This is a genomic window from Thioclava sp. NS-SX20 (assembly GCF_057380695.1).
This window is the reverse complement of sequence record NZ_CM170816.1, coordinates 2,246,712-2,260,174: the sequence shown is the minus strand read 5'-3', so window position 1 is coordinate 2,260,174 and position 13,463 is coordinate 2,246,712. Positions and strand designations below refer to the sequence as shown.

The 13,463-nt window shown below is 61.0% G+C and carries 12 protein-coding genes and 1 riboswitch; of the genes, 4 read left to right on the top strand and 8 right to left on the bottom strand.

The features are described from left to right. Positions 1–36 precede the first annotated feature (36 nt). The gene (locus tag AC2ISB_RS11075) at positions 37–384 is read right to left on the bottom strand and encodes a hypothetical protein (RefSeq protein WP_339108262.1); all 348 of its coding nucleotides are present in this window, start codon (positions 382–384) and stop codon (positions 37–39) included. Positions 385–457: 73 nt separating this feature from the next. Between AC2ISB_RS11075 and AC2ISB_RS11070 the strand changes: the two genes are divergently transcribed. Next, positions 458–1,588, top strand: a complete 1,131-nt coding sequence (locus tag AC2ISB_RS11070; protein ID WP_339108261.1) for an S-(hydroxymethyl)glutathione dehydrogenase/class III alcohol dehydrogenase — start codon at positions 458–460, stop codon at positions 1,586–1,588. Positions 1,589–1,670: 82 nt separating this feature from the next. Here the strand turns inward: AC2ISB_RS11070 and AC2ISB_RS11065 are convergent, their stop codons facing one another. The 4 genes from AC2ISB_RS11065 to AC2ISB_RS11050 form a co-directional block, all read right to left on the bottom strand. Next, on the bottom strand, positions 1,671–2,381 hold the full coding sequence (locus AC2ISB_RS11065) for a thiamine ABC transporter ATP-binding protein (protein ID WP_406721309.1): 711 nt from the start codon (positions 2,379–2,381) through the stop codon (positions 1,671–1,673). Then, entirely contained in the window at positions 2,365–3,900 is a 1,536-nt protein-coding gene (locus AC2ISB_RS11060) for a thiamine/thiamine pyrophosphate ABC transporter permease ThiP (protein ID WP_486575029.1), read from the bottom strand. Before AC2ISB_RS11060 ends, AC2ISB_RS11065 begins: the two co-directional genes overlap by 17 nt. Beyond that, entirely contained in the window at positions 3,879–4,883 is a 1,005-nt protein-coding gene (thiB, locus tag AC2ISB_RS11055) for a thiamine ABC transporter substrate binding subunit (RefSeq protein WP_406721308.1), read from the bottom strand. Before thiB ends, AC2ISB_RS11060 begins: the two co-directional genes overlap by 22 nt. Positions 4,884–4,917: 34 nt before the next feature. After that, positions 4,918–5,021: riboswitch (TPP riboswitch) on the bottom strand. A 79-nt stretch (positions 5,022–5,100) separates the two neighbouring features. Then, positions 5,101–6,432: a dicarboxylate/amino acid:cation symporter gene (locus AC2ISB_RS11050; protein ID WP_339108257.1), complete on the bottom strand. Its 1,332-nt coding sequence runs from the start codon at positions 6,430–6,432 to the stop codon at positions 5,101–5,103. Between the two features lie 216 nt (positions 6,433–6,648). Here AC2ISB_RS11050 and aroC point away from each other — a divergent pair, with 216 nt between their 5' ends. The 3 genes from aroC to AC2ISB_RS11035 all read left to right on the top strand — a co-directional run bounded on the left by aroC (position 6,649) and on the right by AC2ISB_RS11035 (position 10,497). Beyond that, complete coding sequence (gene aroC, locus AC2ISB_RS11045) at positions 6,649–7,752, top strand: chorismate synthase (protein ID WP_406736026.1); 1,104 nt, start codon at positions 6,649–6,651, stop codon at positions 7,750–7,752. Positions 7,753–7,823: 71 nt separating this feature from the next. Further along, the gene (locus tag AC2ISB_RS11040) at positions 7,824–9,536 is read left to right on the top strand and encodes a calcium-binding protein (RefSeq protein WP_486575026.1); all 1,713 of its coding nucleotides are present in this window, start codon (positions 7,824–7,826) and stop codon (positions 9,534–9,536) included. A 289-nt stretch (positions 9,537–9,825) separates the two neighbouring features. Continuing rightward, entirely contained in the window at positions 9,826–10,497 is a 672-nt protein-coding gene (locus AC2ISB_RS11035) for a TetR/AcrR family transcriptional regulator (RefSeq protein ID WP_339108254.1), read from the top strand. Here the strand turns inward: AC2ISB_RS11035 and AC2ISB_RS11030 are convergent. The 3 genes from AC2ISB_RS11030 to petB all read right to left on the bottom strand — a co-directional run bounded on the left by AC2ISB_RS11030 (position 10,494) and on the right by petB (position 13,458). Beyond that, entirely contained in the window at positions 10,494–11,237 is a 744-nt protein-coding gene (locus AC2ISB_RS11030; protein WP_406736029.1) for an NYN domain-containing protein, read from the bottom strand. The genes AC2ISB_RS11035 and AC2ISB_RS11030 overlap by 4 nt on opposite strands. Positions 11,238–11,321: 84 nt before the next feature. Beyond that, positions 11,322–12,131, bottom strand: a complete 810-nt coding sequence (locus tag AC2ISB_RS11025; protein ID WP_339108252.1) for a cytochrome c1 — start codon at positions 12,129–12,131, stop codon at positions 11,322–11,324. Between the two features lies 1 nt (position 12,132). Continuing rightward, the gene (gene petB / locus AC2ISB_RS11020) at positions 12,133–13,458 is read right to left on the bottom strand and encodes a cytochrome b (RefSeq protein WP_339108251.1); all 1,326 of its coding nucleotides are present in this window, start codon (positions 13,456–13,458) and stop codon (positions 12,133–12,135) included. Between the last annotated feature and the right edge of the window lie 5 nt (positions 13,459–13,463).

Here is a 13,463-nt window from a genome sequence, read left to right as displayed (position 1 = left end):
AATCCCGCAGCTCGCGCCAAGATGCGCGGCGCATGCTCAACCGCAATCTACGTTATAGACATTGCCTGCCTCGTCGAGGCGGAAGACGATCCGATGCGGTTGGTAAAGCTGGTCTTCCACACCGCGCCATTCGACCACGCGGTATTTCGTGTCACCAAGCGGCAGGGTCGAGACGACGCTGCCCGGCTGGCCAAGCACATAGGAATAGGCTTTGGCCCCGCAAAGATCGGGCTCGCGCTCGTTCAGCCCGTCGGCAGAATTTTCCGGCTGGATCAGGGCTTGAGCTGATTCGGGGAGGATCGGGGTCGGGGCCAGTTCTTGTTGGGAAGGCTGGCAGGCGGCCAATAGGCCAATCGCTGCGAAGGCGTAAACTCGGGTCAACATGTCGCTCTCTTGCTTGTGTTTGCGCGCATTGTGCCTCAGGTTCGGATAAAATTCCATATGACGGAGAAGGCCAATGAGAACCCGTGCTGCTGTTGCACTAGAGGCAGGTAAGCCCTTGGAAATTATGGAAGTGGAGCTTGATCCGCCGAAGAAGGGGGAGGTGTTGGTCGAGATCAAGGCCACGGGCCTGTGCCATACGGATGCCTTCACGCTCTCGGGCGCGGACCCCGAGGGGCTGTTTCCGTCGATTCTCGGCCATGAGGGCGCGGGCGTCGTGATCGAGGTGGGCGAGGGCGTGACCACGCTGAAACCGGGCGATCACGTGATCCCGCTCTATACGCCCGAGTGCCGCGAGTGCCCCTCCTGCCGCTCGGGCAAGACCAACCTCTGCACCGCGATCCGCAATACCCAAGGTCAGGGGCTGATGCCCGATGGGACGACGCGCTTCCATATGCTGGATGGCACGCCGATCTATCACTACATGGGCTGTTCGACCTTCGCCCAGCATACCGTGATGCCGGAAATCGCGCTGGCGAAAGTGCGTGAGGACGCGCCTTTCGACAAGATCTGCTATATCGGCTGTGGCGTGACCACCGGCATCGGGGCGGTGATCAATACCGCGGGCGTCGAGATCGGCTCGACCGCAGCGGTCTTTGGTCTGGGCGGGATCGGTCTGAATGTTATTCAGGGTCTGCGTATGGCAGGTGCCGATATGATCATCGGCGTCGACCTGAATGATGACAAGGCCGAAATGGCCAAGAAGTTCGGCATGACGCATTTCGTGAATCCCTCGAAGATCGAGGGCAGCGTGGTGCAGGAGATCGTCAATCTGACCAAGAAGGGCGATGACCAGATCGGTGGCGTGGATTACTCCTTCGATGCGACGGGTAACGTCAAGGTCATGCGCGATGCGCTGGAATGTTCGCATCGTGGCTGGGGTGTGTCGGTGATTATCGGCGTGGCGCCGGCAGGGGCCGAGATTTCGACCCGCCCGTTCCAGCTGGTCACCGGCCGCGTCTGGAAGGGCACCGCCTTTGGGGGTGCCAAGGGCCGGACCGACGTGCCGAAATTCGTTGACTGGTATATGGATGGCAAGATCGAGATTGATCCGATGATCACCCATGTTCTGAAGCTGGAGGAGATCAACCACGGCTTCGACCTGATGCATGAGGGCAAGTCGATCCGCGCGGTCGTGCAATACTGAGGTCGGTCTCTGTCGACGGGAAGCAGGGGGCGCTCGCGCCCCCTCTTTGCGTTTCCCGCAAATTCACCCCCTGAGGATATTTCTAGCAGCTGGAAGCAGGCGTGCCGAGATAGCGGCGGAGCGCTTCGGGGGGGTGTGACAGGAGGCCCTTTGTGGGCTGTGGTGGCTCGGCGTGGCCGTCGGCCACAAGGATCGTTTGCGGGCAGAGTTTTTGCGCATCTTCGGGGTCATGGGTGACCATGAGGATGGTGAAATCATGGTGTCTGGCGAGGGTTTCGGTGAGGTGGAGCATCTCGGTCTTCAATGCGGGGCCGAGGGCTGCGAAGGCCTCGTCGAGGAGGAGGAGGGGGCGGTTGCGCAGGAGCGCGCGGGCAAGGGCTGCGCGGCTTTGCTGACCGCCCGAGAGTTCGGCGGGGCGGCGGGTGCCCAGATCCTGCAGGCCCGTGGCGGCAAGGACGTTTTCGATGCGCTGGTGATCTTCGGGCGAGAGGCGCAGGCGCGGCGAGATTCCGAGGCCGAGATTTTGCGCGATGCTGAGATGGGGGAACAGGTTCTGGTCCTGAAACAGGATCGAGAGCGGGCGTTTGCCCGGCGGGATCTGGACAAGATCCTGCCCCTGCCAGAGCACACGTCCCCGTTCCGGCGCGAAGAGGCCGGCAATGGCGGCAAGCAGGGTGGATTTGCCCGCGCCCGAAGGCCCGATCAGTGCGGTATGCTGGCCTTGTTCGATGCTCAGGTTGGCCTCGAGGTGCCAGTCGTTTTGCGTCAGGCGCAGGTTATCGAGGGTCAGCATGATGTCCGATCCGGTCGAAAAGGGCGAAGAGCCCGAAGGTGAGTGTCAGAAGCAATGTGGCGGCGGCGGCGGCCTGATCCAGCCGGTAGCTGCCCATCAGCTGGAAGATCGCCAGCGGCAGGGTGCGGGTCTGGCCATCGGAGAAGAGGGTGATGACACCCAGATCGCCCATCGAGAAGGCGCAGGCCAGCCCTGCGGAAAAGCCCAAGGGACGGGCGAGGCGGGGCAGGGTGAGCCGCCGCAATTTGGCCCATCCGCTTAGGTCCAAGGACGTGGCGAGCCGGTCGTAATCGGCTTGCAGGGATTGGATTTCGGGCAGCAGAAGGCGGGTGATGAAGGGCAGGGACAGCGTGGCGTTGACCACCAGTGTGACAGGCACGAGGAGGCTTGTCGGTGCGGCAAAGGGCTGGATCAGCAGGAAAAGTCCTGTGCCCAGCACCAGCCCCGAGGCGGCCAGTGGCAGCATGGCGGAGCCTTCCGCCCAGCGATGGCGCGGGGCCGCCAGTGCCAGAGGGAGGGCCAATGCCAGCGCCAGCACGGTGGAGCCGAGTGCGATGGTCAGCGAGGTGGCCGCGGCTTTCCAGACCATAAGGGGCAGGGCCGGAAAGGCGGGCAGGCCACGCCAGAGGATCAAACCGATGGGCAGCAGAAGAAACAGTGCGGCAAGGACGATGATGGCTGCATCGCCCGACCGTTGCCAGAGGCTTGACGGGCCATAGAGGGGTGGGCGGTCCAGCCCTGCGCCGAAGCCCGTGGGGGCCGAGATCTTGGCCCCGATCCCCACGGCCAGCACGCAGAGCGCGACCTGCACCAGCGCGAGGCTTGCGGCGCGGCCTGTATCGTAATCGAAGCGGAACGCTTGGTAGATGGCCAGCTCGACCGTGGTGGCAGAGGGGCCTCCGCCCAAGGTCAGCGCAACGGCGAAGCTGCCCAGACAGACGAGGAAGATGGCGATGAAGGCGCCGGGCAGGGTGGCGCGCAGCATCGGGGTTTCGATGTGGCGGCGTCGGGCGGGGCCGTCGAAATCCAGCATCATGGCAAGGCGCAGGCGTTCGGCGGGGATGGCCTGCCAGCCTTGCAGCACCATGCGGGTGGCCAGTGGCAGGTTGAAGAACACATGGGCCAGAATGACCCCATGCGCGCCATAGATGGTTATTGTCGGCAGACCGAGCGCGCCGAGCGCCTGATTGAGCAGCCCGCTACGGCCGAAGACCGCCAGCAGTCCCAGAATGGCGGCGATGACCGGCAGGATGAAGGGCGCACCAAGTGCGGTGATCAGCACGCTGCGCCCGATAAACCGCCGCCGCGCAAGCGCCCGCGCCAGAGGCACCGCCAGCACACAGGAGATCAGCGCCGACGCCGCCGCCTGCCAGAGTGTGAACCACAGCGCCTGCAGGTCCGACCCGCGCAACCCCGTAAGACCGCCCCCGTGCAGGGCGGTCATCAGGATCGGCCCCAGCACCAGAAGCGCGGGGACCAGAGCGACGCAAGCCGCAATCAGCGGAACGCGGCGAGCCATTCGTCCAGTGCGGGCTGGCGCAGGGCCTCGGCCTCGTCTTCGCTATAGAAGATGGTCTTGTTCGGGCGCGGCAGGCTGGCGAATTCGGGCGGCAGGAAGCCTTCTTTGATGATGGCCGGATAGGACCAGTTGGCGGTGGCGATCATCCCCTGGAAATCATCCGACAGCACGTAATCCATGAAATCCTGTGCCAGTTCGGGATGTTTGGAGGTTTTCAGCTGTCCCACCAGCTCGGCCATGAAATAATGGCCTTCCGGGAAGATCGCGGCGGCTTTGGTGTCATCATGCTCGGCGATGATGTGATAGGCCGGCGATGTGGTATAGGACAGCACCATATCCACCTCTCCATCCGTGAAGAGGCCGTAGCTTTCCGACCAGCCGGGGGTCACGGTCAGCACTTTGGGTTTGAGCTTGGCCCATGCTTCGGGCGCGCGATCGCCATAGACGGCCTTGACCCAAAGCAGCAGCGCCAGCCCCGAAACGGACGAGCGCGGGTCCTGGATGGCGATCTTCAGATCATCGGGGGCATCCAGCAGTTCCTCGAAGCTTTTCGGCGGGTTTTTCAGCTTGGTCTTGTCATAGACAAAGGCGGTTTCGCCCCAGTTGAACGGGATGAAGGTGTCATCGGTCCATTTGATCGGCAGGGTCAGGCGCGAATTGTCTTCATGCGAGGGCGCGAAGAGGCCGGTCTTGCGGGCACGGGCGGTCTGGTCGGTATTGAGGCCGATCACGATATCCGCTTTGGTCTTGTCGCCTTCGAGCATGAGGCGCGAAAGCACGTCACCGGCCACGAATTGCAGGTCGCAGCCGCATCTGGCCTCGAACCCTTTTTCGATCTGCGGGCCGGGACCCCATTCCGAGGTGAAATAATCGGGCGCATAGACCGTGAGAACGGGCAGGTCTTCGGCCTGAGCGCCGCCGGTCGTGGCTGCCAGAAGGGCTGTGCCCGCCACAAGGCGAAGGGCCGTAAGGGGTCGTTTCATCTATGCTCCTCCAATACGCAGGGGAAGGAGGGCGCGACAGTCCCGTGACCTTCCCTCCGCCGGTGCTAGCCGGTTCAGGTTCGACGGGTTCGCCTTTGGCATCTCAGCCGGACCAAACCGGCACCCCGAGGTGATAGGGCTGTTCTAGTGCAGGGGCCGCATTCGGGCAAGCGCCCCCTGCCGTGTCGTACTGGCCGTTCAAACCGGAGCGCGCCGCTTAATGCGGGCGGGCCAGATGGGCCAGTTTCTCTTCGGCGGCGGGGTCGATGCCCAGATCGTCATCCGCGGTGCCTGCAAGAGGGTTCTCGTAGGTGGCGATGTCAAGCTGGCCTTCGGTTTTGGCCACAATGGCGGTCACCACGGCATCCCCTGTGATATTGACGGCGGTGCGGATCATATCCATCAGCCGGTCAACGCCCAAGATCAGCGCGATGCCCTCGATCGGCAGGCCGACCTGTCCCAGCACCATCGTCAGCATGACAAGCCCCACGCCGGGCACGCCTGCGGTGCCGATCGAGGCCAGAACCGCCATAGCGATCACGGTCAGGTAGCCGGTCAGCCCCAGATCGATGCCGTAGACATTGGCCAGAAAGACCGTAGCCACACCCTGCATGATCGCGGTGCCGTCCATGTTGATCGTGGCCCCGAAAGGAATGCAGAACGACGCCACCGAATTGCGCGCGCCCATACGCTCGGTCACGCAGCGCAGGGTCACCGGAATGGTGGCATTCGAGGAGGCGGTCGAGAAGGCGAAGATCTGTGCCGGACGGATCTTGCGAATGAAGGTGATCGGGCTCAGCCCCGAGAACAGCTTCAAGATCACCATCAGCGTGACAAACAGGTGCAGCAGAAGCGCGCCGGTCAGGGTCAGCACATAGGCCAGCACCGGCAGGAACAGGTCGATCCCCTGTTCTGCGAAGGTCTTGGTGATCAGGCAGAACACGCCCAAAGGCGCGAAGGCCATGACGATGGAGACGATCTTCATCATCACCTCGTTCATATATTCACAGCCCTCGACGAATTTATCCGATTTCTCGCCCAGCATCAGCACTGCCACGCCCAGCACGATGGTATAGAAGATGATCTGCAACATCTCGCCGCTGGCAAAGGCCTGAACCGGATTGGTCGGCACGATCGAGGCGAAGACATCCCAGACCGAAGGGGCCGTTTTGGCACTAATGCCCGAGGTGTCGATGCCCTCCATTGTGAAGCCTTGGCCCGGCCCGACAATCTTGGCGATGAGAATGGCGATGGCGATGGCGATGGCGGTGGTCACGATATAAAGCCCGAAGCTTTTGCCGCCAACACGCCCCAGCACGCGGATATCGCCGATCCCTGTCACGCCGCAGATCAGCGAGAAGAAGACCAGCGGCACCACCAGCATTTTCAGCGCGTTGACAAACATCTTCCCGATCATCGCGAGAAGGCCGCCGGTGATATAGGTCGAAATGAAACCGGATTGGATCTGGTTGAAAATGACCCCCAGAACGATGCCCGCGCCCATCGCAACCATGATCTGCGTCGTCAGTGATACGCGTTTATGAACCATGCAACACTCTCCCCCTTTGTGATGCTTTCAGTCTGCCTATAGGTGATCGGCCCGGGCGAGGCCATTAAAACCCAAGCATGCCCATCATGATATCTTCAGCCCTGATTGCCTAGAGGGGATGCAGTTGCTACATCGGTGTCGGGCTTTTATGCAGGCTGGAATCGACCGCCGCAGGAGCTTTTGCCGGATCTGGCGCGCATAACAGGGAGATGCCTCATGTCGTATAATACCTTCGGACATCTGTTCCGCGTGACCACTTGGGGCGAAAGCCACGGGCCTGCGCTTGGCGCGACGGTGGATGGCTGCCCTCCGGGGATCGAGATCTCGGAAGAGTTCATCCAGGTCTTCCTTGACCGCCGCCGTCCGGGCCAGTCGAAAGAAACCACCCAGCGCAAGGAACCCGATGCGGTGCGTATCCTGTCGGGCGTGTTCGAGGGAAAAACCACCGGCACCCCGATCCAGCTGATGATCGAGAATACCGACCAGCGGTCGAAGGATTACGGCGAGATCGCCCGCCAGTTCCGCCCCGGTCATGCCGATCTGGCCTATTTCCAGAAATACGGCATCCGCGATTACCGTGGCGGCGGACGGTCCTCGGCGCGGGAAACGGCGGCGCGGGTGGCGGCAGGGGGTGTCGCGCAGGCCGTGCTGCGCCAGCTGGTGCCCGATCTGAAAATCACCGGCTATATGGTCCAGATGGGCGTGAAACATATCAACCGCGCGCGGTTCGACGAAGCCCAGATCCTGCAGAACCCCTTCTTCATCCCCGATGCGGATGTGGTCGATGAATGGGCCGATTACCTGCAGGCGATCCGCAAGCAGCATTCCTCGGTCGGCGCCAAGATCGAGGTGGTGGCCACCGGCGTTCCCGCAGGGCTTGGCGCGCCGATCTATGCCAAGATGGATACCGATCTGGCGGCGGCGATGATGTCGATCAATGCCGTGAAAGGCGTCGAGATCGGTGAGGGCATGGATGCCGCCAATCTGACCGGCATCGAGAATGCCGACGAGATCGTCATGGGCGAGAACGGGCCGGAATATCTGACAAACCATGCCGGCGGCATCTTGGGCGGGATCACCACGGGCCAGCCGGTTGTGGTGCGCTTCTCGGTCAAGCCGACCTCGTCGATTCTCACCCCGCGCCGTTCGATCAACCTTGATGGCGAGGCGGTCGAGGTGGTGACCAAGGGCCGCCATGATCCTTGCGTGGGTATTCGGGCCGTGCCTGTTGCCGAAGCGATGACAGCTTGTGTCATTCTGGACCATCTGTTGATGGACCGTGGACAAACGGGCGGTATTCGGGGTGAAGTCGGTAAATAAAACTTTACCGCATCCATAAATATTATAATCCTCGCATTATTACGGGCCTTTGCCTGATTGTGGGGATTATTATGTCTTATATTCTGGGGAGCTCTGCGGCTGACGAGATCACCGCCGGTTTTGTTGATGCGAATGGGGTGACGCTCGATTACACGGGCAGCGCCACTTGGGAAACCTTTCTCAATATCTGGGCAGGTCGCGGCAATGACCGCGTGACCGGTGTGGAGGGGCGCACCATCGTTCATGGTCAGGCCGGAGACGATTATCTCTCGGGCAGCAATCTGGTTGCGACGCCCAGCCTCGACCATTTCTACCCCCAGCTTTTTGGCGATGAGGGCAATGACACGATCGAAGGGTCGGGGAATGTGCTGTTCAACGGCAATGCGGGCAACGATACGATTACCTGGTCCGGTCAGGGCTATGCGTCCTTGTCGGGCGAGTATGGCGATGATGTGATCACCGCCAATATGACGTCAGTGGGGGCCGAGTCTGCGCGGATCTTTACCGGACAGGGTGCGGATACCGTCAATATCACGCTGGGCGATAATGATACGGCCTCGGTGTTTCTGGCTGAAACCGAGGCCGCAGCGGATGTTGTCAATGTTACCTCCGATATCGATGCCGAGACGGGTGGCCTTGTCGATTTGGGCAGCGATTTCGATCCCTCGATGGACACGCTTGTTGTGAATGGTGTGACATATAGCGGCGACGATCTGTCGGCATTGGTGGCCGATCCCGAGAATGCGGAAGGGGTCGATATCAGCAGCGCGACCGAATATTCGGGGAACTTCACCTATCTTGCGTTCTCGGGGAACGATGAAGGGGGGCCGGTGACCATCCGTTTGTCTTCCGACATTTTCGCCGATGAGGAATCGAGCGAGGAGGCCGCGACCGATCCGGGCGCGGGCACCGGTGAAGAGGCGACCCTCTCGGACAATCGTGTCGATGGCACCGAAGAGGCGGATTTCATGCAGGATCTCTATGTCGATGCCGATGGCGATTCGACAGCCGATACGGTGCGGATCAACGGCTTTGGGGGCGATGATTACATCCGTGTCAAAAGTGGTCTGTCGCATATCATCGGGGGCGGCGAGGGCAATGACAGCCTGTATGCGGTCAGCGGCGAGCATCATCTGGCCGGTGAGGCAGGCGATGACCTGATCGTTGGCGGCAATGACACCTGTCTGCTGGAAGGCGGCAAGGGGGATGACACGCTTGTGGGGTATCTCGATCACGGGGCTGATCACGTGATGCATCTGGGCAAGGGCAATGACGTGGTGGATTTGCGCGGCGCTTCCGATACGGCGACATCCAATGTGACGGTCACGGATTTCCGCTTCGGGGAAGATGTGCTGATGTTTGATGGCGAGGCGGTCGATTTCTCGGCTCTGCCCGATGACGTCTCCGGCGCGGATGACGAGGATGGCAATCTTGTCCTGTCGTTCCATGATGATGATACCGTGACCCTGCAAGGCCAGTCGGTTGCCTCCATGCAAAGCTATGGTGCAAAGTTGCAGGCCGCCAAGGACGCGCAACTGGCGGATGGCTGGTCCGATGACAACGCGGCCGAAGATGACAGCGCCGCCTGGGCCGAGCTGGAAGACGAGAGCACCGAAGCGCAGGCCGATGCCTCTGACAGCGAGGAGAGCACCGAGGCACTCGATGAGACCACGAGCGAGACCCAGACCGCCGTGGCCGATCTTGCCGATATCCCGACTGTGCCGGTTGCCGAAGATGGCGATACCGAGGACGAAGACGAGGACGAGGCACTTGCGGATGCCTAAACGGCCCGCGTTTTACTGATCGGGAAGGCCGCCCCTCGGGGTGGCCTTTTGAGATGGGTCGCCATGAGATTCGCAGCCTCGCCCGTTGGTGTCCTTCTTTCGGACATGCGGCGGATGCCGTGCCTTGCGGATATCGCCCCTGCGCAGGATGTGGGTCGGGCGGTGGCCTATCGCGCCGGCATGATAGGCTTTGGAGACACGGCGGCGGATGGCTTTTCTTGTCCGTCGAAGGGACCCGCTTCCCCTTCTGAACCGTTCTGTCTATCATGATGGAAAGAAGGGGACCTTGATGACGCATTCTCCGAAACAGCCTGCCATGGAAACATGTATCCGCCGAGGGCGGAAATTCGATCAGGTGCTCGAAGGGGCGCGCAAGGTGTTCTTGCGGGACGGGTTCGAGGGAGCCTCGGTGGATGACATCGCCCGCGAGGCAGGGGTCTCCAAGGCGACCCTTTACAGCTATGTTCCTGACAAGCGCTTGTTATTTATGGTTTTTGCCCAGCAGGAATGTGCCATGCAGGCGCAATCCAGCATGTCTCCGATGGAGGCGATGGACGCGCCGATCGAGGTGGTCCTGACAGGGGCGGCAGAAAAGCTGACAACCTATATTTTCTCTGATTTCGGGCGGGATATCTTCCGGATCTGCGTGGCCGAAGCGGAGCGTTTTCCCGAGGTCGGACGGCAGTTCTACGCCACCGGCCATGTCGTTGTCTGCGACAAGCTAGTGGGCCTGATGCGCCGCGGCGCGGAGCGCGGCGAGTTGAAGATCGAGGATTTCGACTTTGCCGCCGAGCAGTTTCTGGAACTGTGCAAGGCCAATCTGCATGCCAAGATCGTCTTCGGCCTGCCGGAGATGCTGACCGAAGACTGCCGCCAGCGCACCGTCAAGGAGGCCGTGGCGATGTTCATGGCGCGCTATGGCACCAAATGTCATTGCCAGACAGAGGGCGGCGCCTCCTAAGCGCGGTCGCGCACCTGAATGTGGTTCCCTTCGCCCTTGCGCACCTCGAAGCGGCCCGTCTGGCGGATCAGATCCGACAGCTTGGCTGCGCCATAGGTGCGGGTGTCGAAATCGGGATTGGCCTGTGTGATGAACTGACCGATCTGGCCAAGGGAATACCACTCCTCTTCCAGCCCGATCCGTTTGATCGCAGCGGCAATCAACGGAATGGCCTCCTTAGCGCCCAGTTTTTCGACGGGGGCGGGACGGGGGGTGATATCGGTGGGCTCGGGGGATGCGGTCTCGCCCAGATTCTCGACATAGATGAAGCGTTTGCAGGCATTGCGGAAGGCCTCGGGGGTCTTTTTCTCGCCGATGCCGAACACATCCAGCCCCTGTTCGCGGATCCGCTGGGCAAGGCGGGTGAAATCGCTATCCGAGGACACCAGCACGAACCCGTCGAACCGCCCCGAATGCAGGAAATCCATCGCGGCAATCACCAGCGCGATATCCGAGGCATTCTTGCCCTTGGTATTGGCAAATTGCTGGTCCGCGACCAGCCCCAGCACATTGGCCTTCTTGGCCCAGCCGCCCAGTCGTTGGGCTGACCAGTCGCCATAGATCCGGCGCACGCTGGCCTCGCCCAGGCCCGAAATCTCTTCAAAAATCGCTTCGGCATGGGCGTGGGGCATATTATCGGCATCGATCAGGACGCAAAGGCGGGCGGTGCGGTGAAGCTCGTGGCGTTGGGTGTCGGGCATGTGATCCTCTTTTGCCCCAAGCTAGCGCATTCTATCGCAAAGGAAAACGCGCCCCGAAGGGCGCGTTTCAAGAAGAGGCCGGTTCTAGTCCGGAATATTCTCTTTGTAGTCATCATGACGGAACCGGTCTTTGAACGGTGCCCAGAGCCGCTTGTTCGTCAGGTAGAGCAGCACGGTCAGCAGTGACAGCAGCAGCACCGCCACAAAGCCCCACTCCTTGCGATCCACCAGCTTGGGTTCGGCGGCCCACATCAGGAAGGCCGCGACATCCTTGGCCATCTGCTGGGTCGTGGCGGGCGTGCCGTCCTCGTATTCGATCAGATCGTCCGAAAGCGGCGGCGGCATTTGCAGATAACCCGTCGAGAAGACGTGGTTTTCATAAAGCACATTGCCGGCGGTTTCGGTTTCTTCTCCGGTATAGCTGGTCAGCAGCGAATAGATATATTCCGGTCCGCCCATACCTTGCACGAATTGTGCGATACCGGTGCCGTAGGGCCCGTGGAACCCCGCCCGCGATTTCGCGATCAGCGACAGATCCGGTGCGCCGGCATCCACCACGGTCGGGAAATGGTCGGTTTCCTTGCGCGGGCGTTCATCGTCGAGTTCGGGGTCGTAGATCGACATTTCGGCGGCATAAGCGCGCACCCAATCGGGGTTCATTCCCAGCCCGTCCTTGTCGGAGAGCGTGCGCAGCGCCACATATTTCAGCCCGTGACAGGCCGAGCAGACCTCGCGATAGACCTGAAACCCGCGACGCAGCTGTTGCTGGTCATATTTGCCGAACGGTCCTTCGAAGCTGAAGGCGATATCGGTGACATGGCCGCCCTCATTGGCATTGGCCGCGCCAAAGCTAAGCCCCAAGGCAGCGATGGCAGAGATCAGAAGGGTTTTCATCTTACAGGCCCCTTTCCGCGGCATCAGGGCCGTAATGGGCGTTGAAGTCATCCTCGATGGTGGCGGGGGGAAGCGTCGTTTTCTCGATACGGCCCAGCACCGGAAGGATCACGAGGAAATAGGCGAACCAGTAGGTGGCCCCGATGAGCGAGATATAGGGGTAGATCCCGTCGGTCGGCATTGCCCCCACCCAAGTCAGCACCACGAAGTCGATGGCCAGCAGCCAGAACCAGAATTTGAAGGCGGGCCGGAACATGCCCGAGCGCATCTTCGAGGTATCGAGCCACGGCGCCAGCACCATCACGATGATCGAGCCGAACATGGCGATCACCCCGAAGAACTTGGCGTCGATGAAGCCCATGGTCAGCCAGTTCACCAGCATCACCACCCAGACATCGGCGGTGAAGGCGCGCAGGATGGCGTAGAAGGGCAGGAAATACCATTCGGGTACGATATGGGCGGGCGTCGCCAGCGCATTGGCCTCGATATAGTTATCGGGGTGGCCCAGATAGTTCGGCATGAACGCGACAACCGCGAAGAAAATCAGCAGAACCAGTGCCAGCGCGAAGAGATCCTTGATCACGAAATAGGGCCAGAAGGGCAGGGTGTCTTTCTTGGCGTCTTCTTTCGAGGTTCGGCGCACTTCGACCCCGGTGGGATTGTTGTTGCCGGTGGTATGGAAGGCCCAGATATGCAGCGCGACAAGGGCGGCAATCACGAAGGGCAGCAGATAGTGCAGCGAGAAGAAGCGGTTGAGCGTCGCATTATCGACCGCCGGTCCGCCAAGCAGCCATTCCTGGATGGACGGGCCGATCCCGGGGATCGCGCCGAAGAGGCCGGTGATCACCGTGGCCCCCCAGAAGGACATCTGCCCCCAGGGCAGCACATAGCCCATGAAGGCCGTGCCCATCATGCACAGATAGATGATCATGCCGATGATCCACGTCACCTCGCGGGGCGCTTTGTAGGACCCGTAATAGAGGCCGCGGAAGATATGCAGATAGACCGCGAAGAAGAAGAGCGAGGCACCGTTGGCATGCAGATAGCGGATGAAATAGCCGCCATTCACATCGCGCATGATATGTTCCACGCTGGCGAAAGCGAGGCTGATATGCGGCGTGTAATGCATCGCCAGAATAATGCCGGTCACAATCTGCAGCACCAGACAGAAGGCCAGAACAATCCCCCAGATCCACCACCAGTTCAGGTTCTTGGGGGTGGGAATCATGATGGTGTCATAGACCAGTCCAACGATGGGCAGGCGAGAATGTAACCATTTCTCGAACCCCGATTTGGGTTCGTAATGATCATGGGGAATGCCGGACATAGGTT

What these genes read in the sequence shown, in the direction of transcription:
- AC2ISB_RS11070 (WP_339108261.1), top strand. Translation starts at nt 458, where the DNA reads ATGAGAACCCGTGCTGCTGTTGCACTAGAGGCAGGTAAGCCCTTGGAA.
- AC2ISB_RS11060 (WP_486575029.1), bottom strand. Translation starts at nt 3,900, where the DNA reads ATGGCTCGCCGCGTTCCGCTGATTGCGGCTTGCGTCGCTCTGGTCCCC.
- AC2ISB_RS11035 (WP_339108254.1), top strand. Translation starts at nt 9,826, where the DNA reads ATGACGCATTCTCCGAAACAGCCTGCCATGGAAACATGTATCCGCCGA.
- AC2ISB_RS11050 (WP_339108257.1), bottom strand. Translation starts at nt 6,432, where the DNA reads ATGGTTCATAAACGCGTATCACTGACGACGCAGATCATGGTTGCGATG.
- AC2ISB_RS11040 (WP_486575026.1), top strand. Translation starts at nt 7,824, where the DNA reads ATGTCTTATATTCTGGGGAGCTCTGCGGCTGACGAGATCACCGCCGGT.
- aroC (WP_406736026.1), top strand. Translation starts at nt 6,649, where the DNA reads ATGTCGTATAATACCTTCGGACATCTGTTCCGCGTGACCACTTGGGGC.
- AC2ISB_RS11075 (WP_339108262.1), bottom strand. Translation starts at nt 384, where the DNA reads ATGTTGACCCGAGTTTACGCCTTCGCAGCGATTGGCCTATTGGCCGCC.
- AC2ISB_RS11025 (WP_339108252.1), bottom strand. Translation starts at nt 12,131, where the DNA reads ATGAAAACCCTTCTGATCTCTGCCATCGCTGCCTTGGGGCTTAGCTTT.
- thiB (WP_406721308.1), bottom strand. Translation starts at nt 4,883, where the DNA reads ATGAAACGACCCCTTACGGCCCTTCGCCTTGTGGCGGGCACAGCCCTT.
- petB (WP_339108251.1), bottom strand. Translation starts at nt 13,458, where the DNA reads ATGTCCGGCATTCCCCATGATCATTACGAACCCAAATCGGGGTTCGAG.
- AC2ISB_RS11030 (WP_406736029.1), bottom strand. Translation starts at nt 11,237, where the DNA reads ATGCCCGACACCCAACGCCACGAGCTTCACCGCACCGCCCGCCTTTGC.
- AC2ISB_RS11065 (WP_406721309.1), bottom strand. Translation starts at nt 2,381, where the DNA reads ATGCTGACCCTCGATAACCTGCGCCTGACGCAAAACGACTGGCACCTC.